Origin of the sequence: Paracidovorax avenae ATCC 19860, from assembly GCF_000176855.2 — a bacterium.
In the GTDB taxonomy this organism is placed as follows: Bacteria; Pseudomonadota; Gammaproteobacteria; order Burkholderiales; family Burkholderiaceae_C; genus Paracidovorax; species Paracidovorax avenae.
Window position 1 is genome coordinate 3703110 of record NC_015138.1, and the last position, 22338, is coordinate 3725447.

Annotated in this window: 19 protein-coding genes and 1 tRNA gene; 12 read left to right on the forward strand and 8 right to left on the reverse strand. The window is 68.9% G+C overall.

Annotated features, from left to right (window positions below; genetic code table 11):
* Positions 1-19: 19 nt before the first annotated feature.
* Entirely contained in the window at positions 20-889 is an 870-nt protein-coding gene (locus ACAV_RS16110; protein ID WP_013595641.1) for a MurR/RpiR family transcriptional regulator, read from the reverse strand.
* 168 nt (positions 890-1057) lie between these two features.
* Here ACAV_RS16110 and ACAV_RS16115 point away from each other — a divergent pair, with 168 nt between their 5' ends.
* The 5 genes from ACAV_RS16115 to ACAV_RS16135 all read left to right on the forward strand — a co-directional run bounded on the left by ACAV_RS16115 (position 1058) and on the right by ACAV_RS16135 (position 5505).
* Positions 1058-2236 carry a M20 family metallopeptidase gene (locus ACAV_RS16115; RefSeq protein WP_013595642.1) on the forward strand — a complete coding sequence of 393 codons (1179 nt, stop codon included), beginning with the start codon at positions 1058-1060 and terminating at the stop codon, positions 2234-2236.
* Between the two features lie 41 nt (positions 2237-2277).
* A complete protein-coding gene (locus tag ACAV_RS16120) occupies positions 2278-3279 on the forward strand; it encodes a tripartite tricarboxylate transporter substrate binding protein BugE (protein WP_013595643.1) in 1002 nt (333 codons plus the stop codon).
* Positions 3280-3369: 90 nt separating this feature from the next.
* Positions 3370-4122, forward strand: coding sequence for a hypothetical protein (locus tag ACAV_RS16125; protein WP_013595644.1), 753 nt, complete (start codon positions 3370-3372; stop codon positions 4120-4122).
* A 227-nt stretch (positions 4123-4349) separates the two neighbouring features.
* A complete protein-coding gene (locus tag ACAV_RS16130) occupies positions 4350-5327 on the forward strand; it encodes a GMP reductase (protein ID WP_013595645.1) in 978 nt (325 codons plus the stop codon).
* 102 nt (positions 5328-5429) lie between these two features.
* Positions 5430-5505: transfer RNA gene (locus tag ACAV_RS16135), tRNA-Lys, on the forward strand.
* A 151-nt stretch (positions 5506-5656) separates the two neighbouring features.
* Here ACAV_RS16135 and ACAV_RS16140 read toward each other — a convergent pair.
* A complete protein-coding gene (locus ACAV_RS16140) occupies positions 5657-6124 on the reverse strand; it encodes a nuclear transport factor 2 family protein (protein WP_013595646.1) in 468 nt (155 codons plus the stop codon).
* 84 nt (positions 6125-6208) lie between these two features.
* Between ACAV_RS16140 and ACAV_RS16145 the strand changes: the two genes are divergently transcribed.
* Positions 6209-6790 (forward strand): TetR/AcrR family transcriptional regulator, encoded by a 582-nt coding sequence (locus tag ACAV_RS16145; RefSeq protein ID WP_013595647.1) that lies wholly within the window; start codon positions 6209-6211, stop codon positions 6788-6790.
* Between the two features lie 290 nt (positions 6791-7080).
* On the opposite strand, the gene ACAV_RS16150 is transcribed toward ACAV_RS16145, so the two are convergent.
* From ACAV_RS16150 to ACAV_RS16160, 3 genes are all read right to left on the reverse strand, one after another.
* The gene (locus ACAV_RS16150) at positions 7081-7365 is read right to left on the reverse strand and encodes a KGG domain-containing protein (protein WP_013595648.1); all 285 of its coding nucleotides are present in this window, start codon (positions 7363-7365) and stop codon (positions 7081-7083) included.
* A 239-nt stretch (positions 7366-7604) separates the two neighbouring features.
* Complete coding sequence (locus ACAV_RS16155) at positions 7605-9026, reverse strand: sigma-54-dependent transcriptional regulator (RefSeq protein WP_013595649.1); 1422 nt, start codon at positions 9024-9026, stop codon at positions 7605-7607.
* Positions 9027-9104: 78 nt separating this feature from the next.
* Positions 9105-12185 (reverse strand): hybrid sensor histidine kinase/response regulator, encoded by a 3081-nt coding sequence (locus tag ACAV_RS16160; protein ID WP_013595650.1) that lies wholly within the window; start codon positions 12183-12185, stop codon positions 9105-9107.
* A gap of 253 nt (positions 12186-12438) precedes the next feature.
* Between ACAV_RS16160 and rpoN the strand changes: the two genes are divergently transcribed.
* From rpoN to ACAV_RS16180, 4 genes are all read left to right on the forward strand, one after another.
* A complete protein-coding gene (rpoN, locus tag ACAV_RS16165) occupies positions 12439-13845 on the forward strand; it encodes an RNA polymerase factor sigma-54 (protein ID WP_013595651.1) in 1407 nt (468 codons plus the stop codon).
* Between the two features lie 69 nt (positions 13846-13914).
* Positions 13915-14298, forward strand: a complete 384-nt coding sequence (locus tag ACAV_RS16170; RefSeq protein ID WP_013595652.1) for a hypothetical protein — start codon at positions 13915-13917, stop codon at positions 14296-14298.
* Between the two features lie 74 nt (positions 14299-14372).
* Entirely contained in the window at positions 14373-14876 is a 504-nt protein-coding gene (locus ACAV_RS16175) for a copper chaperone PCu(A)C (RefSeq protein WP_013595653.1), read from the forward strand.
* Between the two features lie 128 nt (positions 14877-15004).
* A complete protein-coding gene (locus tag ACAV_RS16180) occupies positions 15005-16237 on the forward strand; it encodes a multidrug effflux MFS transporter (RefSeq protein WP_013595654.1) in 1233 nt (410 codons plus the stop codon).
* Positions 16238-16262: 25 nt separating this feature from the next.
* On the opposite strand, the gene ACAV_RS16185 is transcribed toward ACAV_RS16180, so the two are convergent.
* The 3 genes from ACAV_RS16185 to orn all read right to left on the reverse strand — a co-directional run bounded on the left by ACAV_RS16185 (position 16263) and on the right by orn (position 20574).
* Positions 16263-17726, reverse strand: coding sequence for a sensor domain-containing diguanylate cyclase (locus ACAV_RS16185; protein ID WP_081463133.1), 1464 nt, complete (start codon positions 17724-17726; stop codon positions 16263-16265).
* 134 nt (positions 17727-17860) lie between these two features.
* Positions 17861-19708, reverse strand: a complete 1848-nt coding sequence (locus tag ACAV_RS16190) for a DEAD/DEAH box helicase (protein ID WP_013595656.1) — start codon at positions 19706-19708, stop codon at positions 17861-17863.
* Between the two features lie 284 nt (positions 19709-19992).
* Positions 19993-20574: an oligoribonuclease gene (gene orn / locus ACAV_RS16195; RefSeq protein ID WP_013595657.1), complete on the reverse strand. Its 582-nt coding sequence runs from the start codon at positions 20572-20574 to the stop codon at positions 19993-19995.
* 75 nt (positions 20575-20649) lie between these two features.
* Here orn and ACAV_RS16200 point away from each other — a divergent pair, with 75 nt between their 5' ends.
* A complete protein-coding gene (locus ACAV_RS16200) occupies positions 20650-21978 on the forward strand; it encodes a M48 family metallopeptidase (protein ID WP_049791118.1) in 1329 nt (442 codons plus the stop codon).
* A complete protein-coding gene (locus ACAV_RS16205; RefSeq protein ID WP_011795020.1) occupies positions 21975-22325 on the forward strand; it encodes a 4a-hydroxytetrahydrobiopterin dehydratase in 351 nt (116 codons plus the stop codon). The genes ACAV_RS16200 and ACAV_RS16205 overlap by 4 nt, the downstream gene beginning before the upstream one ends.
* Positions 22326-22338 lie beyond the last annotated feature (13 nt).

Sequence of the window (22338 nt, forward strand, 5' to 3'; positions counted from 1 at the left end):
CAAGCCCCCCGGCCTGTGCTTACGTCAGCAAACCGTCCAGCGCGTCGGACTCGAACTGCTTCCAGAGCGCATCGCGCCGCTCCAGCGTCTCCTGCACCGCGCCGTGGCGCAGCTGCGCCACCGCCGACACCAGGGCATTGCACAGGAAGAAGGCCGCGGTGTACGAATCGAATGGCGATGCATTGGCCGTGCGCGCCACCAGCGTGTGCTGCGCATGCTGCACGACGGGTGCCACCGGGCTGTCCGTGAGCGCCACCACGGTGGCGCCCTGCGCCCGGAAATGCTGCGCTGCCAGCAGGCCGCCGCGCGAGTAGCGGCGGATGGTGAACACCACCAGCACATCCTGCGGCTGCACCCACAGCATCCGGTCCACCGCGAACGGCGCGCCCGCACCCAGGTCCTGCACGCCCGGGCGGCACATGTTCAGGTGCGTGGCCAGGTGGCTGGAGACGGGCGCGCTGTTCTTCTCGGCCAGCAGGTACACGCGCCCCCGGGCCTGCGCCAGTTGCCGTACCACGGCTTCGAAGGCAGCCACGTCCAGGCCCTGCCGCGTGGCGGCCAGGTTGTGCTGGTCGTGCAGCAGCGCATCGTCCACGCACTCGACCAGGCTGCGCCCGGCGCCCAGGGTCGCAGGCGCGCGCTGTGCGGCGGTCTGCAGGCGCGAGGTGACCTCGGAGCGCGCCTCGCGCCGCACCTCGGCCAGGCTCCCGTAACCCAGCTTGGAAAACATCCGCACCACCGTGGAAGCGCTCGTGCCCGTGCGCGACGCGATCGCGCTGGCGGAATCCAGCAGCCCGTCAGGGTAGTGGCGCAGCAGGTCGTCGGCCAGCGCTCGCTCGCTGGCGGTCAGGGAGGCGGCCTGGGCGGCGAGCCGTTCGGTCAGGAGCATGGGGTGGGGAGAAGGTGCGGGTAGTGCGCGGGCAGGGTGCCGTTGGCGCCGATTGTGCACGGCGCGTCACGCCGTATGCGCCTCCTGATTGCAACACTCATTGCAAGGCAATATGATTTATGAAATTTTCGTTTCAATCACTCCCCGTTGACGCAACACTGCCCGACCATGACCGCCATCTCCTCCGCGCCTGCCGTCCCCGCCTCCGCCCAGCCCCTGCTCGACTGGCTCGCCTCGCAGGAACAGGCCATGGCCCACCTGCTGGCGCAGGTCGTGAACATCGACAGCGGCAGCGGCCATGAAGAGGGTGTGCGCCGGGTTGCCGCGGTCTTGCGCGGCCGCCTGGAGGCCGCCGGCATCCCCGTGCAGACCCTGCCCGAGCCAGGCTGGGGCGAGTGCATCCTGGCCAGGGTGCCGGGCAGCAACGCCGCCGCATCCGGCCACTACCAGCTCATGGGGCACATGGACACGGTCTTCCCGCTGGGCACGGCGGCGCAGCGCCCCTGGCGCGTGGAAGGCGGCAAGGCCTTCGGCCCCGGAGTCGCCGACATGAAGTCGGGCCTGGTGATGAACGTCTTCGTGGCCGAGGCGCTGGCCCGCTTCGGCGGGAACGCCACCCCGGTGCACCTGTTGTTCACCGCCGACGAAGAAGTGGGATCGCCCGCCTGCCGCACGGTCATCCGCGAACACGTGCAAGGCGCCCGTGCCGTGCTCAATGCCGAACCCGGCCGCATCAGCGGCAACGTGGTCAACGAGCGCAAGGGTTCCTACCGCATCGATTTCGAGGTGCAGGGCGTGGCCGCGCACGCCGGCATCAACCCCGCCCAGGGCGCCAGCGCCATCGACGCGCTGGCCCGCAAGATCCTGGCGCTGCACGCCCTGAACGGCTGCGAGCCCGGCATCACGGTGAACGTGGGCTTCATCCAGGGCGGCATGGCCTCCAACGTAGTGGCTCCGCTGGCCTCGGCACACGTGGACCTGCGCTACACAGCCGGCAACGACCTGGAAGGCGTGCTCGCGCGCATCCAGGCCGTCATCGAGGAAGAATCCCTGCCCCGCACCAGCGGCCGCATCGTCGCGAAGACCGGCACCCTGCCCATGGCCCGCACGCCAGACGACCTGCTGCAGACCTACCAGCGCTGCGCCGAACAGGTCGGCTTCAAGGTCGAGGGCGAGGCCACGGGCGGCGCGGCCGACAGCGGCATCACGTCGAACATGGGCATCCCCTCCCTCTGCGCGCTGGGCCCCGTGGGCGGCTACGCGCACAGCGAGCGCGAATTCTGCGACCTCACCACCTTCGTGCCCCGCGCCCAGGCGCTCGCGCTCACGCTGCTGGCACTGGGCTGAACCGGCTTGCATCCTTTTTTTTCCTGACCTTTCCGAGACCTATGTCCTTCGAACGCACCCCCGCCACCCGCCGCCAGATCCTCGCCACCGGCCTGGGCCTCGCCGGCGCCGCCGCCCTGCCCGCCTTCGCTGCCGGAGACAAATACCCCAGCCGCCCCATCACGCTGGTCGTGCCCTTCCCGCCCGGCGGCTCCGTGGACGTCATGGCGCGCCAGTACACCGAATCGCTGGGCCGCATCCTGGGCGTGCCGATCGTGGTGGACAACAAGCCCGGCGCGGGCGGCTCCATCGGCACGCAGTTCGTGGCCCGGGCCCCGGCCGACGGCTACACCCTCGTGGCCTCGTCGCAGAGCAGCCACCTGGCCAACCCGCTGGTGCAGCCCAAGCTGGGTTACGACCCGATCAAGGATTTCGAGAACATCGCCATCCTGGGCCGCCAGCCCAACGTGCTGGTCGCCCACCCCAGCGTGCCCGCGAAGAACTTCGCCGAGTTCGTGGCCTACCTGAAGGCCAACCCCGGCCAGGTCAACTTCGCCACGGCCGGCGCCGGCAGCATGGGCCAGATCAACGCCGAGGCGTTCCTGCTGGCCGTGAACGCCAAGGGCGTGCACATCCCCTACCGCGGCGGCTCTCCCTACGTCACGGCCATCCTGGCGGGCGAGGTGCAGTTCGCACTCGACAACCTCGTGGTGTTCCTGCAGCACATCCAGGCCGGCAAGCTGCGCGCACTGGCCGTGGCGTCGGACACGCGCGTGGCCCAGCTGCCCGACGTGCCCACGTTCAAGGAACTGGGCTTCCCCGACCTCAACCAGCCCTCGTGGACCGGCATCGCCGCGCCGGCCGGCACGCCTGCCGCCGTCGTCGCCACGCTGCACAAGGCCATCCGCAAGGCGGCGACGGAGCCCGCCATGATCGAGAACCTCAAGACCCGCGGCGTGATTCCGCCCGAAGAGATGTCGCCCGCCGCCTTCGAGAAGATGATGTCCGACCGCCTCGCGTCCTACGGCGAGGTGGTGCGCAAGGCCAACATCAAGCCGGAATAAGAGCGGCAGGCACGGCGCAGCGGTCCTGCGCCGCGGCGCGTCTTGTGGGAACATGCGCGGCACCCCACCGCACAGCCCCAGGACCCGCCGATGCGCACCACCCTCCCTGCCCTGCTCCTCTGCCTCGCCCCGGCCTGGATGGCCACGGCCCCCTCATCCGCAGCGGCCCAGTGGACCGCGTGCAGCAGCGATGGCAAGGCCGCGCCGAGCGCGCTCTACGAGCGCTTCCTCGGTGCCGACTGCGCCACCTGCTGGGCCGATGCGCCGGCCAGGGAACCCGGCGGCCAGGCCCTCGTGCTGGACTGGATCGTGCCAGGCCGCCAGGGTGACGACGCCCCCCTGTCTGCCGCCGCAACGCGCGATGCGCTGGAGCGCCTGCAGGCGCTGCGCCGCGACCCGCCCGCGGCCACCGACACCGCCATCACCGACGTCGCCCCCACCGCCCCGCTGCCGGGCCGGCTTCGCGTGGCCCTGGGCCCACCCGTCAACGGCTATGTCGGCGCCACCATCGCCCTGGCGCGCCCCGGGGGCAAGGCCGCAGCCCCGCATGTCCGCGCCGGCACCCGCTATGCCTTCACGCTGCTGCTGGTCGAAACCGTGGCCGCCGGAGCGGAGGGCAACGCCGCCGAACGGCACATCGTGCGCAATGCACTGCAGGGCACCTGGGAGGCCGGCACGGCAGCGCCGCGTGGCGGATGGTCGGAGCTGCGGCCCATGCGCATCCCCGACGGTGCCGACCCGGAGCGGCTCGGCGCCGTGGGCTGGCTGCAGGATGCAGGCGGCACGGTGGTCGCGGCGGCACGCGCCCACTGCCCCGCCCGCGATGCCGGCAGACCGCAGTAACCCTGCGCTCCGTCCGCCAACCTGCCTGGTGCGCCCGGCCTGCGGGCGGCAGGGGTAGAATCAGTCACCGGGCCCAAGTTTCTTGACGTCCGGTTTTTTTGTGCCTGCGCACAGCAGGGTTCGGCAGAGGCCTCCACGGCCCGCCCGCACGACCGGCCTCCAAGCCAAGCGCCCCATCGCGGGGGAAAAAGGTCCCCCGCGACCTTTCACAGGAGCTTGGAAATCTCATGGAAATCTTCGACTACGACAACGTCCTGCTGCTGCCGCGCAAATGCCGCGTGGAGAGCCGATCCGAGTGCGACGCCAGCATCACCCTCGGGCAGCGCAGCTTCCGCCTGCCGGTGGTGCCGGCGAACATGAAGACGGTGGTGGACGAGAAGATCTGCCGCTGGCTCGCCAGCAACGGCTACTTCTACGTCATGCACCGCTTCGACCTCGACAACGTGCAGTTCGTGCGCGACATGCATGGTGCCGGCTGCTTCGCCTCCATCTCGCTGGGCGTGAAGCAGCCCGACTACGACACGGTGGACCGGCTCGTGGCGGAAGGCCTCTGCCCCGAATACATCACCATCGACATCGCCCACGGCCATGCCGACACGGTGAAGGCCATGATCGCCTACCTCAAGCAGCACCTGCCGCAGGCCTTCATCATCGCCGGCAACGTGGCCACGCCGGAGGCCATCATCGACCTGGAGAACTGGGGCGCGGACGCGACCAAGGTGGGCGTGGGTCCGGGCAAGGTGTGCATCACCAAGCTCAAGACCGGCTTCGGCACCGGCGGCTGGCAGCTCTCCGCGCTCAAGTGGTGCGCCCGCGTGGCCACCAAGCCCATCATCGCCGACGGCGGCATCCGCAGCCACGGTGACATCGCCAAGAGCATCCGCTTCGGCGCCACCATGGTCATGATCGGCTCGCTCTTCGCCGGCCACGAGGAATCGCCCGGCAAGACCGTGGAAGTGGATGGCGAGCAGTTCAAGGAATACTACGGCTCCGCCAGCGACTTCAACAAGGGCGAGTACAAGCACGTGGAAGGCAAGCGCATCCTCGAGCCCATCAAGGGCAAGCTGGCGGACACGCTGGTGGAGATGGAACAGGACGTGCAGAGTTCGATCAGCTACTCCGGCGGCACGAAGCTGATGGACGTGCGCAAGGTCAACTACGTGATCCTGGGCGGCGACAACGCCGGCGAACACCTGCTGATGTGAGGTGCTGAAAACTTTTTTGTGCGGCTTCTTGCAGACCGGCAAAAAAGTAGTGCATAATTCGAGGCTCTGCAGCGCTGCAGACACAGTTTCAAAGGTTACTGTGGGTTCTTAGCTCAGTTGGTAGAGCAGCGGACTCTTAATCCGTAGGTCGAGTGTTCGAGTCACTCAGGACCCACCACCACACAGCCGCAAGGCTACCAAAGCCGGTGCTATCAAAAGATAGCACCGGCTTTTTTCATTCCCTGTTTCCTTTTTCACTTCGCGGGCGCACGCGCACCGAGTTCGGATGGCCTGCCGCCTCCATCACAGGCCACAGGCCAGCGTCTCGTTCACAGGCCAAGGTCCGACAGTCCGGGATGATCATCGGGCCGGCGACCCAGGGGCCAGTGAAACTTGCGCTCCGACTCCTGGATAGGCATGTCATTGATGCAGGCAAAACGCCGTTGCATGAGTCCGTCGGCAGCGAATTCCCAGTTCTCATTGCCATAGGACCGGAACCAGTGGCCGGCATCATCGTGCCACTCGTAGGCGTACCGGACTGCGATGCGATGGTCTCCGTACAGCCAGAGCTCTTTGATCAGCCGGTAATCGAGCTCCTTCTTCCATTTTCTCTCGAGGAAGGCCTGGGCTTGCGCCCGGCCATCGGCGAACTCGGCTCGATTGCGCCATTGCGTGTCCGGCGTGTATGCCAGTGCAACCTTGGCCGCGTCGCGCGTGTTCCAGCCGTCTTCGGCCAGGCGGACTTTCCGGGTAGCGCTTTCCAGCGAGAACGGTGGAAGGGGCGGACGAGTTTCCATGATGAGACCTTTCAAATAATGTAGAACGATCTGTCTACATAGCTCATCGTAAAGCAGGTGGAACGATCTGTCTACAATGGAGGCATGACAACCCCTCAACGTGTTCCGGAGTCGCTCCCTCCCCGCGAGCGCATCCTGGTGGCGGCCCATGCGCTCTTCTACGGGGAAGGCATCCGAGCCACCGGAGTGGACAAAATCATCGAGCGGTCCTCGGTCAGCAAAGTGACTTTCTACCGGCAGTACGCAAGCAAGGACGACCTGGTCCGGGCGTACCTGGATTACCGCCATGAAAAATGGATGGTCTGGTTCAGAAACAGCTTGAAGGAGGCCTCGGATGCCGGCGCGTCAGCATTGGGCGCCCTCGTCACGACCCTCGGAAACTGGTTCAGCCAGCCGGACTTCCGGGGCTGCGCATTCCTCAATGCAGCGGCCGAACTGGGTTCGGCCGACCCGGAGATCCTGGCGACCGTCCGCCGTCACAAGCAGGAGATGGCCTGCGTCCTGGAGAACCTGTTCGCTGGCGGCGCGAACATGGCGGGAAGCGCGTTGTCCCTGGCCGTCGATGGCGCCATCGTCCATGCGCAGATGGGTCACAGCGTCGATGCCGTGATGGAAGACCTCAAGGCAGTGCTCCTTTCTCAGAAAGAGATGATGCGGCAACACTGATTTCCGGCCGTGCAGTGGCCCTGCGGCCCGAACGACTCAGGGGCTCGCAGGCCGGCGCGGATCGAATCGCGGTTTCCGCATGCCGGCACGATCAACACCCCTGCCTCGCCGGTCCCGCAGCGGCCCGCAACCTGGGAAAGGCGTTTTTACTGCAAGAAATCCCCAGCGCCTGCGCTTGAAAAAATCTGCCCCTTGGTGAGGTTCGCGCGAAAAAAAGCCCGCCGGAAGGCGGGCTTTTTCATTCCGTCAGCGGGTGTTGGTGCGGCCGGTACCGGCACCTGCACCGCCGGTCAGGACGATGCCGCGCCGGCGCTCGCGCCGCCGCCGCTGGAAGCCGCGGACTTGCGATGGCTCTTGCGGCCAGCCTCGCGGGCTTCTTCCGACGTGAATTGGTGGGCGTTGCCGCTGGCGTGGGCCGCGCGCCCGCCCAGGGACGCGATCTCGCGCTGGCGGGCCGGGTCCATGCCCGCGAACCCCCGCCGGGCCGGACCGGCACGGCGGGCTCCCTGCTTCAGCGCCTCTTCCGCCTGTGCTTGCTTGCCCGTATCGCGTTCGTTCGTTGGGTCATTGGCCATGTACCGCTCCTCTCAACAAAAATAGGAAATGGATGGAATTGCAGTCCGGCGCCGCAGTGGCCGGGCCTACGCAATGACTCAGGGCAAACGGCGTGCCCGACGGTGCAGCCATGGAGCCGGCAAAAAAAGAGCCCGCCTTGGTGGCGGGCTCAAGAGGGGCGCGCCTGGCGGGGCAGCCAGGCACGGAACACAGGGCAAGCGGCGTGCCTGACGCGGCAAAGGCGGCAGCGCCTGAACGTTCAGCGCGTGGAGGAGGCGTCCGCGGCCGTGCTCTCGTAGGCCTTGAGCTTGTTGTAGAGGGTCTTCAGGCTCACGCCGAGGGCCGCCGCGGCGCGCTCCTTGTGGTTGTCGAAATGCCGCAGGGTACGCAGGATGAGCTGCTGCTCCACGTCCGCGATCGAGGTGCCCACGTCCACGCGCAACTGGCCCGCGGATTCGGCGCCGTTGTCTTCCCCGGACACGCGCGCCGCCCGGCCCTCGGGAGCGGGCGCGGCATCGGCTTCGGCGCCATTGGTCGGGAGCCACTGTGCCGTGATCGCATCGCCCTCGGCCATTACATAGGCGCGCTGCATCACGTTGCGCAGCTCGCGCACGTTGCCCGGCCAGCGATAGCGCTCCAGGCGCTCCAGGGCCTGGGGCTCCAGCCGTTTGGAGCGGCCTTCCTGTTGCCCGATAGCCGCCAGGAAATGGCTGCTCAGCAGCCCGATGTCCTCGGCACGCTCGCGCAGCGGCGGCAGCTCGATAGGGAATACGTTCAGCCGGTAGAACAGGTCCTCGCGCAAGGCCCCGCCCGCCACGGCGGACAGGGGATCGCGGTTGGTCGCGGCCACGATGCGCACGTCGGTGGCCCGCTCCACGGTGGAGCCCACGCGCATGAAGGTGCCGGTTTCCAGCACCCGGAGCAGCTTGACCTGCAGTTCCAGGGGCATTTCGGTGACTTCGTCCAGGAACAGCGTGCCGCCGTGTGCGCGCTCGAAGAACCCCTGGTGCTGGCGCTCCGCACCCGTGAAGCTGCCCTTCTCGTGGCCGAATATCTCGCTTTCCATCAGCTGGGGCGATATCGCCCCGCAGTTGATGGCCAGGAAGGGCTGCGAACGCCGCCGGCTGAGGTCGTGCACCGTCCGCGCCACGAGCTCCTTGCCGGTCCCGCTGTCGCCGGTCACGAACACCGTCACCGAGGTGCCGGCCACGCGCGCGATCTGCTCGTACACCCGCCGCATGCAGGCCGAACGCCCCACCAGGTGGCCGAACCGGCCGGTATCGTCCACCGTCTTGCGCCAGGATTCGATCTCCGCGGCGATCGCCGCGGGAGGCATCACCCGCGACAGCACCCCGCGCAACTGCGGCAGGCTCACGGGCTTCACGAGGTAGTCGGCCGCGCCGAGGCGCAGCGCCTGGATCGACGTCTCCAGCGTGGCATGCCCCGTGACCAGCACCACCTGCGTATTCGAACGCAGCGATTGCTCGTTCATGAACGACAGGCCGTTGCCGTCCGGCAGGTGCAGGTCGAGCAGCACCACGTCCGGCGGCTGCAGCACCATCTTCTTGCGCGCGGCCTCCAGCGTGTGCGCCGTGGCGGCGTGGTAGCCCTCGGCGCTGCACAGCGCCGCCAGCATGTCCGCCGCATCGGCGTCATCGTCCACGATCAGAGCCAAACCCATGATTCCTCCAGGATGCATTGCCGCGGTGCAGCCATCCGCACACCGCGCCAACACAGATGCATGTGGACTCTGCACCCGTCAAGGCGTGCGGTCCATTGCGTTTTGTAATTGTTCCATCGTGATCGGTTTGATCAGGTATTCATCAAACCCGGCTTTCCGCGCCTTGGAAATGTCCTGCGCCTGGCCGTAGCCCGACACGGCCACCATCCGCCCGGCATACCCTGCAGCGCGCGCGCGCAGCGCGATCTCGTACCCGTCCACCCCCGGCAGCCCGATATCGACGATGGCCACGTCCGGCCGCTCCGCGATGATCAGGACCAGCCCGTCGAGCCCGTCCTCGGCCGCGTGCACCGTGTGCCCCCTGCCGCGCAGGTAGGCGCTCACGGAGCGCAGCATGTCCGCATTGTCCTCCACCAGCACGATGCGCCGCGCAGGACCGTGCGGGCGCATCGCCACGGCATCCGCGGGCGCGGCGGCGCTGCCGGGCGCCACCCGCGGCCAGCGCACCGTGAACACCGTCCCGTCCTCCGAGGTGGCGACGTCGATCACGCCGCCGTGCTGCTCCACCAGGTGCTGCACCAGCGTCAGGCCCACGCCCAGGCCGCCGTCCTGCCGGTCCAGCATCCGCTCTCCCTGGCGGAACAGGTCGAAGATGTGCGGCAGCAGGTCCTCGTCGATGCCGTCGCCCCCGTCCGCCACGCGCAGCACGGCCTCGTCCCCCGGGCACGACACGCTCACGTCGATGCTGCGGCCCTCGGGCGTGTACTTGATGGCGTTCTGCAGCAGGTTCACGATCACCTGCTCGATGCGCGTGGCATCACCGTTGATCCAGGCCGGCTGCAGGTCGAACGTCCAGGTGTGGCGCCGCATCGTGCCACCGACGGACAGCGACTCGCGCACGCTGCGCACCCGCTCGGCCAGGTCGGTGGGCCGGCGCGCGAGCACGGCGCTGCCGCGCAGCACGCGGCTGACGTCCAGCAGGTCGCGCATCATGCTCGCCAGGTGCTGGGTCTGGCGCTGGATGATGCCCAGGGCCTGGTGGGTCGTCTCCGGCCCGCCCGCCCCGGTGGATAGCACATCGGATGCCGCCGCGATGGCTGCCAGCGGGTTGCGCAGCTCATGGCTCAGCATGGTCAGGAACTCGTCCTTGGCCCGGCTGGCGGCCTCGGCCTGCCGCCGCGCCGCCTGCTCCTGCTCGGACTGCAGCGCACGCCGCCGCTCCGCATTCTTCTGCTCGGTGACATCCACCGTGATGCCCACGACCTGCTCGGGGCGGCCACGGACGCCGTAGCGCAGCAACAGCCGGCTGGACAGCCAGCGGGGCGCGTCGTCGGGCGCAGCGGCGATGCGGTATTCCAGCTGGGCCCGGGGGCTTCGCGTACGCAGCGACCGGGCCAGCGAACGACGCAGCCGGGCACGGTCGTCCGCATGCACGAGCGCGCTCCAGGCCCTCAGCCCGCGCGGCCCCCCGCCGCCCGCCGCCAAAGCCGCCGGGTCGCGCCCGAACAGCCCCTCCTGGCCCGCCGTCCACACCAGTTCCGACGGCCGGAAGCGGTATTCGAAAAACCCCACGTAGCCCGCTTCGCAGGCCAGGTCGATCAGGCTCTGCTTTTCCTGCCGCTTGCGGTCCGCGGCGAGCCAGAGGGCCATCACCTGCAGCAGTTCGGTGATGTCCGTCACCGCGCTGAGGGCACCGCGCGGCCTTCCCTGCTCGTCGAGCAGCGGCACGGCGCTGGCCACGACCGACATGGGTGCCCGCCCCGGCACGCGGATCTCCAGCTCCATCGGGCCGACGGGCTGCGCCAGGCGGCAGGCCAGCATCAGGGGCTGCTCTTCGGGTGCGAGTTCCTTTCCGCCGCGGAAGATCCGGGCTGGCGTTTCCCGGCCGTCCTCTTCGTCCGCCACGCCCAGCAGGCCCCGCATCACGGGATTGAGGACTACATGGCCGCAGTGCGCCCCGTCGGCGAACGCCAGCCCGATGGGCGTGTTCTCGAACAGGGCCTCGAATTCCGCGGCCTTGGCCTGCAGCCGCTGCCGCGTGGTGGCATCGCGCCGCTGCGCCGTCCACAGCGCGTCGCGCAGCAGGGCGATCTCCCGCACGGGTATGCGCAGCGAAGGCGGCAGGCGCTGCGCCCGCGCGAGCATCTGCAGCGGCTGGGCGATGCGCCACGCCAGCAGGAAGGCCAGCGCCACGCCCAGCACCAGGCAGGCCCCCATGGTGGCGATCGCGGACAGCACGGTGCGGCGCTCGGCCGCCTCGATGGGCGCCGCCGGCACGCCCACGCTTACCTGCCAGCCGTAATGCGCTACCGGCCGCCAGGCCGCCACCGCGGGCTCGGCGATGCCCTCCTCGCCCATACGGGCCTGCACGCGCTCCACGCCCGTGGGCAGGAGCTGCCGGCCACGCGCCAGATGGCCGGCCGCGGCCACCACGTTCTGGCGGGAGTCCACCAACGCGATGAAGCCCCCTTCCGGCGGCGTGGCCGTGGACAGCATCCGCTGCCACGCACGCGCGTCCATGCGGGCGCCAAGCACATAGCCTTCCACGCCCGCGAGGCGCACCGGCACGGCCAGCGCCACTTCGGCCCCGGCGGAGCCCATGTCCACGGCCTCCGACAGCGCCGCGCGGCGTTCCGACGACGCCCGGCGCGCCAGCGCTTCGATGGCGGCGTCCTGCGCAGCATCGCCTTCAGGCCGGGCGGTGTCGAACACGATGCGTCCGTCCGCCCCCGCGAAGAACACGCTGTGCCACTGGGGCTTCACGGGCGGCCGCTGGCGCAGCCAGCGCTCGAGCGCGGAGGGCTGGCCGGACCGCAGCGCATCCGTGCGTCCCAGCGCCAGCAGCGCATCCACCGTGGACGCCGTGTCCAGTGCCACGGTCTGCGCCAGTCCGGCAGCGCTATGGCCCAGCACGGACTGCAGGCGGCTGCGGGTCTGCGCGAGTTCCGCCGAAACCTTGTACGTCAGCAGCAGGGCGATGGGCAGCGTCGCGGCCAGGATCATGGCCACCAGGTACGTCCGCAGCGACGCCGAAGGCCAGGCACGCTCGGACCACCCGGGCAGCCCCTGCGTACGCCCGGAGTTCCCCTGCGCCTCCCGGACATCCTTATCCTCGTCGGGATCGGAGGGCGGAATCGACGATTCGGTGTGTTGGGCCATGCAATAGTTTCCGCAATTAATACCGTCCGGCAACAGCATCCGGAGCCAGGACGGCGCGTTCGGCGCGCCTGCGGAACCGCATGGCAATCCGCACTCCCTGCCCGCCATCCGCTGTTACAGGACTTCGCTTTGCAGGCCGCCTGATTGTTGCAAAGGTATCCATACGTACACTGTCGGACAAGGGCGGCATGGTGTTTGCACGAAGCGTTCGAAGGCCACGTTTGGCTGGCCTGCCCGAGGAACCCTTCGTCCGATGCCGACACTTGCTCTTGGAGCCCGACAGACCCAGTCCCCGCACCTTTCGCCCCGCCTGCAGAAGGCCGTGCAATTGCTGCAGATGCCGACGGCGGAGTTCATCCAGAGCGTGATGGCCGCCGTGGACGAGAACCCGTTCCTGGAGGAAGACGAACCGGCGGCGCCTGCTGCCCCGGGCCCGGAAGACGGGCCTGCCTGGACCGCTGCACCGGGCTCCCGGTCGCACCAGGGCGGCAGCGGCGATGGCCTGTCCATGCTGGAACGCGAACCGGCCACCGCCACGCTGCACGAACACCTGCACGCGCAACTGCGCCTCTTGCGGCTGCCCGACCGTGCATTCCTCCTGGCAAGCCTGGTCGTCGAGGAGTTGTCCGAAGACGGCTACCTCGCCACCCCTCTGGAGTCCCTCTGCGGCGACTACGGCGTGGAGCCGCAGGCCACGGCCGAGGAACTGGACGCTGCGCTGCGCGCCGTGCAGTCCCTGGAACCCGCAGGCGTGGGCGCGCGCGATCTGCAGGAATGCCTGCGCCTGCAGTTGCCCGCGGTCGCCTGCCCGCTGCAGCGTGCGCTGTGCGATGCGGTATTGGCCAGGGCGGCGGAAGGCTCCGGGCCGCAGGCCATGCGGCAGCTGGCGGCACGGCTGGATGTACCCGCGCATGCCGTACGGGAGGCGATGGAGCGGCTGCGACACCTCGACCCGCACCCGGGATGGCGGCACGGATCCCAGCCGGTGCAGTACATCGTGCCCGATGTCATCGCGCACAAGGCCCGTGGCCAGTGGACCGTCTCGCTGAACGAGGCCGTCATGCCGCGCGTGCGCGTCCACCGCCAGTACCAGCAATTGCTGCAGTCGCCGGCCGATGCGCCGGACGGGCCCACGCCCGCCTCTGAAGACACAGGATCGCGCAGCGCGCACCGCGATCTGGCCGCACAGCTGGCCGAGGCGCGCTGGACAGTCCGCCATGTGCAGCAGCGCTTTTCCACCGTGCTCGACGTCGCCAGGGCCATCCTGCGCCGGCAGCCCCACTTCCTGGAATACGGCCCCATCGGCATGCGGCCGCTGGCGCTCAAGGACATCGCGGAAGAACTGGGCGTGCATGTCTCCACCGTATCGCGGGTGACGAACAACAAGTACCTGCAGACGCCGTTCGGCCTGTTCGAGCTGAAGTACTTCTTCTCCCGCGCCATGACCACGCCAGCAGGCCGGGACAGTTCGCCCACCGCCATCCGCGGGCTCGTGCAGGAAATCCTCGCGGCGGACGATGGCCTGCGGCCGCTTTCCGACGTGGACATCGCACGGCAACTCGAGCGCCAGGGCATCCGCATCGCGCGCCGCACCGTGACCAAGTACCGGCAGCAACTGCGCATACCGCCCGCGGAGCAGCGTGCTGCCGCACGCCCCTGAAGCGGCAGGCGCCGCGGCGGCCGCATGGGGCCGGCGCCAGCGGGGACGGCCCATAATCACCGGCGCACCATGCCGTTCTTCCGCAGCGCCCTCGCCGTCCGCCGATTCGTGCTCGCCTGCTTCCTGTGGGCGATCGCTGCGTCGGGCGCGTCCCCGCTGGTGCTCCATGCCGCCTCCCTGGACCGCATCTGCTCGGCGGACGGCACCGCGCGGTGGGCCGCGGCGCCCACGGTGGACCGCAGCGAACCGGCGTCGCAACCACATGCCCATGCGCTGGATTGCCCCGCATGCCTGCCCACGGGACCGGCCCCGCCCACGGTGGCCGGTGCGCTCCGGCATGCACCCCTGCCCGGGGCACGTCCCTCCGGCCGGCGGAACCCGCATTCGGCATGCCCTGCCGCCGGACATCTGCCGGCCAGGGGGCCGCCCGATTGCCTGCGCTCCGGAGCCTGACGCGCTCCAGCCTCCTGCCCTGCAGGGCTTTCCCATCCGGGCGCTGCACCGCGCCCCTGAACGGACATCAACCCATGAAACGCATCCTCTCCTCTTCCCTGGTCGCCATCGCCGCCCTGGCCAGCCTGGCGGCGCACGGCCAGACCGCCACCGTCCAGGACGCCTGGGTCCGGGCCACCGTGCCACAGCAAAAGGCCACTGGCGCCTTCATGAAGATCACCGCCGCCAAGCCGATGAAGCTCGTCGGCGTGAAATCCCCCGCAGCCCCCATCGCGGAAATCCACGAAATGCGGCTGCAGGACAACGTCATGAAAATGCGGGCCGTGGACAAGCTCGACCTTCCCGCAGGCCAGGCCGTGGAACTCAAGCCCGGTGGCTACCACGTCATGCTCATGGACCTGGCCAAACCGGTGAAGGCGGGCGACACCGTGCCGCTGCAGCTCGTGCTGGAAGGCGCGGACGGCCAGCGCCAGACCGTGGACGTGCAGGCATCCGTGCGCGCCCTGGGCACGACCGGGACCAGCGCCCCGGCGCAGGACGCCCCTGCCCATGCGGGCCACGGCGCGCACCAGCACTGACGCCCGGGAGACGCAGGCCGGTCCCCCGGCCCGCAGCCTCGCCCCGATAATGGACATCGCCCGCCCGCCGGTGCCCCGCGCCGCGCGGGCCGGGTCCACCCCGCCCCCATCCCCGCCCTGCTTCCGCCATGAATCCAGACGCCCACCATCTCTGGCGCGCCCCGCGCTGGGCCCTCGCCGTCCTGCTGGCCGTGCTGGGCATGCTGGGGCCGTTCTCGATCGATACCTACATACCGGCGTTCTCGGGCATCGCGGCGGCGCTGGGCGCCACGCCGGTGGAAATGCAGCAGACGCTGTCGGCCTACCTGTTCGGCTTCGCGTTCATGACGCTGTTCCACGGTGCCCTGTCCGACAGCTTCGGGCGCAGGCCGGTCGTCCTCTGGGGCATCGCCGTGTTCACGCTGGCTTCCGCAGGCTGCGCCCTGTCGCAAAGCATCGGCCAGCTGGTGCTGTTCCGCGCGATGCAGGGCCTGTCGGCCGGCGCGGGCATCGTGGTGTCGCGGGCGGTGATCCGCGACATGTTCCCGCCCGCCCAGGCCCAGCAGGTGATGAGCCAGGTCACCATCTATTTCGGCGTGGCGCCGGCCATCGCGCCCATCGTGGGTGGCTGGCTGTTCGTCCATGCGGGCTGGCACAGCGTGTTCTGGTTCCTCACCGGCGTGGGGCTGCTGCTCTGGGTCGCCAACTACCGCCTGCTGCCCGAGACGCTGCATGCGGACCACCGCCAGCCCTTCAACGCCCGCCACCTGCTCCAGGGCTACTGGCAACTGGGCTCCAGCCCGCGATTCCTGCTGCTGGCGCTCGCCAGCGGCGTGCCGTTCAACGGCATGTTCCTCTATGTGCTCGCGGCCCCCGCCTTCCTCGGTGAACACCTGCACCTGTCGCCCACGCACTTCTTCTGGTTCTTCATACTGACCATCTCCGGCATCATGGGCGGCGCCTGGCTCAGCGGCCGCCTGGCCGGCCGCATCGCGCCCAAGCGCCAGATACGGCACGGCTTCCTCATCATGTTCGTCATGTCCCTGCTGAACCTGGCGGCCAACGCGCTGTTCACCGCGCACGTCTCGTGGGCGCTGTTCCCCATCGCGGTCTTCGCCTTCGGATGGGCGCTGATGGTGCCCGTCGTCACCCTGCTCGTGCTGGATTTGTACCCCGAGCGCCGCGGCATGGCCTCGTCGCTGCAGGCGTTCGTCGGCTCCACCGCCAACGGCCTGGTGGCGGGCGTGGTGGCACCGCTGGTGATGCACTCCACCCTGCTGCTGGCCTGCGCATCGCTGGGGATGATGTGCGTGGGCCTGGTGGCCTGGGTCTATCTGCACCACCGCTGGCCGGACATCGGCCGCGTGGCCACCGCCGCCTGAAGCCAGGCACGGGGCCGCGCCCCCGTCAGCCGCGGCGGCGCTCCAGCCCCGCCTGCTGGTAGTAGCGCAGTTTCTCCGCGTACATGGCCTGGTCGGCACGGTGCACGGCCGCCTCGACCTGGTCGCCCGTGGCCGCGATGGCCGTCCCGATCGCCAGGCTCAGCGGCTTGCCGGGATAGAACTGGTTGTTGAGCTCCAGCAGCGATGCGATCCGATCGGTGACGACCTGTGCGCCGCGCTCGTCGCAGGCCGGCAGCAACAGGGCGAATTCGTCGCCGCCGATGCGCGCAGCGCAATCCGGGGAGTCCACCGCCTTGCTGAGCACCTCGCCCACACGGCGCAACATCGCATCGCCCGCCGCATGACCGTACTCGTCGTTGATGGCCTTGAGCCCGTTCAGGTCCACGACCACCACGGCCACCGGCCAGGGACCTTTGCGGACGAGCCGGTTCAGTTCCTCCATGTAGAAGGCGCGGTTGCGCAACTGTGTGAGTACATCGTGCTTGCCGAGGTACTCCAGATAGGCCTCCGCCTTCTTGCGCGCCGTGATGTCCACCAGCGACAGCAGCACCATGGACCAGTCGTGCCTGCGTTCGTCCAGCACGGCGAACTGCATGTGGATGTACACCGGCTCGCCCGAGAGGCTGTAGTTCACGACCTCGCGCTGCTGCACCAGCTTGCCGTCCCACAGGTCGAGCAACTGCTCGGCGAACGACTCGGCCATCTCTCCGCGGAACACCTTGCCGATCTGCTGGAGCAACTGGTCCTTGCTGTCGGCGCCGAACATCTCCAGCGTCTGCTGGTTCACGTCGATGACGCGGATCTCCTGCATGCAGCGCGTGACGAACTCCGGATGCACCTTCAGGAACGTCTTGAAATCACGGATGCCCTGCGCGCGCACGTCGTCCAGCAGGCGCTTGACGCAGCTGAAGTCCTCCACCCACAGCGATACCGGTGAATGCTCGAACAGGCCCCGCGCATACTGCTCGCTGCGCAGGAGTGCCGTGCTGGAGCGGATCTGGTCGGTGTTGTCCTCGAGCGAAATCAGCACGCGGTCCCAGCGGTCCTCGTGTCCGGGCAGGATGCGGCCGCGGATATGCACATCGAGGCGGCGGCCGTCGAGCGCATAGTTGACCGTCTGGTTGGAGAATTCCAGCGAACCGGACCACAGCTGCCGCAGCTCGGAGATCGCCTGCTCGAACATGTCGCCGCGGAACACCTGGTCCAGCGAGGCCAGCAGCGTGGCCTGGTCGGGCGCGGCAAACAGCTCCAGCGTGCGCCGGTTCACCCGGAGCACCTTCAGGCTCGCGCCGTACTGCTGCATCCGCGCGGGGTCCTCGCGCACATAGGCCTCGGCATCCACGACTCCCTCGCTGCGCCAGCCGTCGAGCAGCGACTTCAGCGCGCTGAAGTCCTCCAGCCACAGCGACACCGGGGCCAGGTCGAACATGTGTTCAAAATCGTTGTCCGACGAGGGAGGGAAGGTCATTTTTCGGAGCACTCCGTGCATGTGGGCCCTGGGGAGGTGGATTATCGGACGCACCCGCGTCCGGCAAGCCCCACGCCGTGGCATGGACGAAAAAAAGCCAGCCTCCAGGGCTGGCTTTTGCGGTCATGCGGACTTCAGCGGGCCGGACGTGCCGGACGCTTGCGCGCATCGTGCGGTGCGAACGACGGCTTGCCGCCGCCCGCGCCGGGCTTGGCAAAAGCCGGCTTGCGGGGCGCGAAATCACCACCCCGGCCACCGCCCTCGCCACGGCCGCCTCCGAAGCCGCCACGCGCCGGCTCGCCGAAGCCCTGCTTGCGGCCATAGCCATCGCCGTCGCGGCGCGGACCGAAGCCCCGCTGATCGTCGCGGGGTGCGAAACCGCGCTGGTCGTCCCGGGGAGCGAAGCCCCGGCTGTCATCGCGGCCACGGCCATGGCGATCGCCGAAACCACCGCGGCCGCCGCCACCGTTCGGGCGGCGATCCCGGAAACCGCCACCGCCTTCGCGGCCGCGGCCGCCGAATTCCGGACGGGCTTGCGGCGCGCGCTGCTGCGGCTCCAGGCCGGCGATCACGTCGGTCTTGAACTGCTGGCGGCTGTAGCCTTCGATGTCGAAGATCTTGCGGCGGTCACGAAACTCGGCGAACGTGACGGCCAGGCCGTCGCGGCCGGCACGACCCGTGCGGCCGATGCGGTGCGTGTAATCCTCGGCCTTCATCGGCAGGCCGAAGTTGAAGACGTGGGTGATCGTGGGCACGTCGATGCCGCGGGCCGCCACGTCGGTGGCCACCAGGATCTGCACCTGGCCGTTGCGCAGTGCCATCAGGCGGCGGTTGCGCAGGCCCTGGCTGAGTGCGCCGTGCAGCGCCACGGCCGAGAAGCCTTCCTGCTGCAGGTCGTTGGCGAGGCCGTCACATTCCACCTGGGTGCTGGCGAACACGATGGCCTGGTTGATGGTGGTGTCACGCAGCCAGTGGTCCAGCAGCTTGCGCTTGTGCTGGGCGTTGTCGGCCCAGAACAGCGTCTGCTTGATGTTGGCGTGCTTTTCCTGCGGGGAATCGATCTGCACCTTCTTCACCGATGCACCGCCGTCGTGCATGACGCGCATCGCCAGCTGCTGGATGCGGGGCGCGAAGGTCGCGCTGAACATCATCGTCTGCTTGCGCTGGCTGGTGAGCTCATTGATCTCGGCGAGGTCATCGGAGAAGCCGAGGTCCAGCATGCGGTCGGCCTCGTCCACCACCAGGAACTGCACCTGGTCGAGCTTGATCTGCATCGAGCGCTGCAGGTCCAGCAGGCGGCCGGGCGTCGCCACCACGAGGTCGGCGTTCTGCAGCTTGGCGATCTGCAGCTGGTAGGGGATGCCACCCACCACGTTGGCCACGCGCAGGCCGCGGCAATGGCGCACGAGCTCGATGGCGTCGTGGGCCACCTGCTGGGCGAGTTCGCGGGTGGGGCACAGGATGAGCGCGCCGGGGGTCGCGGCCTTGAAGTGGCGCGGGTTGGTCGGGTCCTTGCGCTTGGCGCGCTTCGGAGCGGTCTCGCCGCGGGCGAGGGCTTCGGCCGCAGCGGCTTCGTATTCCGCACGGGCGGTTGCCTGCGCAGCGGCCTGCTGGCCGATCAGCGTGTGCAGCACGGGCAGCAGGAATGCCGCCGTCTTGCCGCTGCCGGTCTGGCTGGAGACCATCAGGTCGATGAACTTGCCCGCGTCAGCGCCAGCGCCCATGGCCAGGGGAATGGCACGCTCCTGCACGCCGGTGGGCTGGGTGTAGCCCAGGTCGGCCACGGCCTGCACGAGTTCAGGGGCCAGGCCCAGCTCGACGAAACCGTTGGGCACTGCCACGGTATCGGCCGCGACGGCCTCGGGAGCCACGGCGGTGGTGTCTGCGGCCACGGCCACGGGCGCAGCATGGGCTTCGGTTGCGGCCACGAAAGAGGTATCTGCAGGCGCGAAAGCGCCCTGCACTTGCAAAGTGTCGGTCATGTCTATGTTTCTCACACGAAGACGCACGCAGGCAAAGAGGCCTGCGCGGGCTCCGTCAATGGTTAAAAAACATCAACCATTCAACGGAACCAGCGCCCGGATGTCGGGGCAGGTGAGCATTGGTGCGGAAGGTCGTGCTGCGCCTCAGGGGAGAGAATCGCAGCCGTCCGCGGCCCGGTGTGAAGGGGAGATGCACAAAATGCGCGTACCGGAAATTGCACCCGGCATTTCCGCGCAAGCTGGCTATTGTCGCACGATTCGGGTTTTCCCGCAACCGGCTGCGGTCAGGGCACCAGCAGGTGCTTGCGGTAGTGCGCCAGTTCCTCGATGGACTCGTGCACATCGGCGAGCGCGGTGTGCTTCTGCGCCTTCTTGAAGCTGGCGTACACCTCGGGCTTCCAGCGACGGGACAACTCCTTGAGGGTGCTCACGTCCACGTTGCGGTAATGGAAGAACGCCTCCAGCTTCGGCATGTAGCGCACGAGGAAGCGCCGGTCCTGGCCGATGCTGTTGCCGCACATGGGTGCCACGCCCTTGCGCACATAGCGTGCAAGAAACTCCAGGATGGCCTGCTCGGCTTCGGCTTCCGTGACCGTGGAGGCCCGCACCTTCTCGATGAGTCCGCTGCGTCCGTGCGTGCCCTTGTTCCAGGCATCCATGCCGTCGAGCAAGGCGTCGGACTGGTGGATGGCGAACACCGGCCCCTCCACCCGCGGCTCCAGTTCCGGGCCGGTCACCACGACGGCGATCTCCAGCAGGCGATCCTTCTCGGGATCGAGCCCCGTCATCTCGCAGTCGAGCCAGACGAAGTTCAGGTCGGATTTGGGAAGGACGGGAGGGACGGAGGCGGGGGCGATATCGGACATGGCCCGGATTGTCTCCCAAGGCGGAACGCCCCTGACGCCGCGATGCCGGTCCGCGAAGCCCTAAACTCCCGGTACATGCCTCCCGCCCCCGACACTGCCTCCTACTTCACCACGCCCGCCGGCCTGCTCACCGCGGCCTTCGCCCTGCTGCTGGCCGCCGGCCTGCTGGTGCGCTTCTGGCTCGCGTCCCGGCAGATCCGGTACGTCGCGCGCCACCGTGGCACCGTCCCGGAGCCGTTCGCCGGGCGCATTCCCCTCGCCGCCCACCAGAAAGCCGCGGACTACACCATCGCCAAGGCCCGCCTCGGCCTGCTGGAAGCCGCCCTGGGCGCCGCCGTGCTGCTGGGCTGGACGCTGCTGGGCGGGCTGAACGCCCTCAACCAGGCACTGCTGTCCGTGCTGGACGGCGGGATGGTGCAGCAGATCGCCCTGCTGGCAGCGTTCGCGCTGGTGAGCGGGCTCATCGACCTGCCCCTCGCGGCCTACCAGACCTTCGTGCTCGAGGAACGGTTCGGGTTCAACAAGACCACGCCGGGCCTCTGGCTCAAGGACCTCGCGCGGTCCACGCTGATGGGGGCCGCGATCGGGTTGCCGCTGGCCGCGCTGATCCTCTGGCTCATGGGAGCCGCAGGCGCGCTGTGGTGGCTGTGGGCCTGGGGCGCCTGGGTGGCCTTCAGCCTGGCGCTGATGGTGGTCTATCCGCTCTTCATCGCGCCGCTCTTCAACCGCTTCCAGCCGCTGGAGGACGAATCCCTCAAGGCCCGTGTCACGGCGCTCATGCAGCGCTGCGGCTTCGCGGCCAAGGGGCTGTTCGTCATGGACGGCAGCCGGCGCAGCGCCCATGCCAACGCGTATTTCACGGGCTTCGGGGCCGCGAAGCGCGTGGTGTTCTACGACACCCTGCTGCGTCAGTTGCAGCCGGGCGAGGTCGAGGCCGTGCTCGCGCACGAGCTCGGCCACTTCAAGCACCGGCACATCACCAAACGCATGGTGGGCGTGTTCGCGATGGCGCTGCTCGGGTTCGCCCTCCTGGGCTGGCTCTCGGGGCAGACCTGGTTCTACGAGGGCCTGGGCGTGCAGCCCGCGGCCCTGCTCCCGGGCCAGCCCGCGGGCTCGGCCTCCAATGACGCGCTGGCGCTGCTGCTGTTCCTGCTGGCCACGCCCGTGCTGACCTTCTTCGTTTCGCCGGTTTTCGCCCAGCTCTCGCGCCGCGACGAATTCGAGGCCGATGCCTATGCCATGGCGCAGGCCGAAGGCAGCGCCCTCGCCTCCGCGTTGCTCAAGCTCTACGAGGACAACGCCTCCACGCTCACGCCGGATCCGGTGTACGCGCGGTTCTACTACTCCCACCCGCCGGCCAGCGAACGGCTGGCCCGCATGCCCCTTCCCCAGCCATCGACATGACCTCTTCTTCCATGCTCACCAAGAAAGACTGGTCCGCCCACGCACGCCGTGCGCTCAGCCCCACCGAGATCGTCACGCGCCTGGCGGACCTGCAGGGCTGGGCCCTGAGCGGCGACGGCGCCGCGGTCGCGATCGAGAAGACCTACCGCTTCGCGAACTACTACGAGACCATCTCGTTCGTGAACGCCGTCGCCTTCATCGCGAATGCGCAGGATCACCACCCGGACCTGTCCGTGCATTACGACCGCTGCGTGGTTCGCCTGAACACCCATGACGTGAAGGGCATCTCCACCACCGACCTCGAATGCGCCGCGCGCTTCGACGCGCTGCTGGCGGCCTCCGAATGACGGCCCGTCCGGC

Bases quoted from the DNA above. Each gene is read 5' to 3' on its own strand.
- ACAV_RS16110 (WP_013595641.1), bottom strand. From the start codon at position 889: ATGCTCCTGACCGAACGGCTCGCCGCCCAGGCCGCCTCCCTGACCGCC.
- ACAV_RS16115 (WP_013595642.1), top strand. From the start codon at position 1,058: ATGACCGCCATCTCCTCCGCGCCTGCCGTCCCCGCCTCCGCCCAGCCC.
- ACAV_RS16120 (WP_013595643.1), top strand. From the start codon at position 2,278: ATGTCCTTCGAACGCACCCCCGCCACCCGCCGCCAGATCCTCGCCACC.
- ACAV_RS16125 (WP_013595644.1), top strand. From the start codon at position 3,370: ATGCGCACCACCCTCCCTGCCCTGCTCCTCTGCCTCGCCCCGGCCTGG.
- ACAV_RS16130 (WP_013595645.1), top strand. From the start codon at position 4,350: ATGGAAATCTTCGACTACGACAACGTCCTGCTGCTGCCGCGCAAATGC.
- ACAV_RS16140 (WP_013595646.1), bottom strand. From the start codon at position 6,124: ATGGAAACTCGTCCGCCCCTTCCACCGTTCTCGCTGGAAAGCGCTACC.
- ACAV_RS16145 (WP_013595647.1), top strand. From the start codon at position 6,209: ATGACAACCCCTCAACGTGTTCCGGAGTCGCTCCCTCCCCGCGAGCGC.
- ACAV_RS16150 (WP_013595648.1), bottom strand. From the start codon at position 7,365: ATGGCCAATGACCCAACGAACGAACGCGATACGGGCAAGCAAGCACAG.
- ACAV_RS16155 (WP_013595649.1), bottom strand. From the start codon at position 9,026: ATGGGTTTGGCTCTGATCGTGGACGATGACGCCGATGCGGCGGACATG.
- ACAV_RS16160 (WP_013595650.1), bottom strand. From the start codon at position 12,185: ATGGCCCAACACACCGAATCGTCGATTCCGCCCTCCGATCCCGACGAG.
- rpoN (WP_013595651.1), top strand. From the start codon at position 12,439: ATGCCGACACTTGCTCTTGGAGCCCGACAGACCCAGTCCCCGCACCTT.
- ACAV_RS16170 (WP_013595652.1), top strand. From the start codon at position 13,915: ATGCCGTTCTTCCGCAGCGCCCTCGCCGTCCGCCGATTCGTGCTCGCC.
- ACAV_RS16175 (WP_013595653.1), top strand. From the start codon at position 14,373: ATGAAACGCATCCTCTCCTCTTCCCTGGTCGCCATCGCCGCCCTGGCC.
- ACAV_RS16180 (WP_013595654.1), top strand. From the start codon at position 15,005: ATGAATCCAGACGCCCACCATCTCTGGCGCGCCCCGCGCTGGGCCCTC.
- ACAV_RS16185 (WP_081463133.1), bottom strand. From the start codon at position 17,726: ATGACCTTCCCTCCCTCGTCGGACAACGATTTTGAACACATGTTCGAC.
- ACAV_RS16190 (WP_013595656.1), bottom strand. From the start codon at position 19,708: ATGACCGACACTTTGCAAGTGCAGGGCGCTTTCGCGCCTGCAGATACC.
- orn (WP_013595657.1), bottom strand. From the start codon at position 20,574: ATGTCCGATATCGCCCCCGCCTCCGTCCCTCCCGTCCTTCCCAAATCC.
- ACAV_RS16200 (WP_049791118.1), top strand. From the start codon at position 20,650: ATGCCTCCCGCCCCCGACACTGCCTCCTACTTCACCACGCCCGCCGGC.
- ACAV_RS16205 (WP_011795020.1), top strand. From the start codon at position 21,975: ATGACCTCTTCTTCCATGCTCACCAAGAAAGACTGGTCCGCCCACGCA.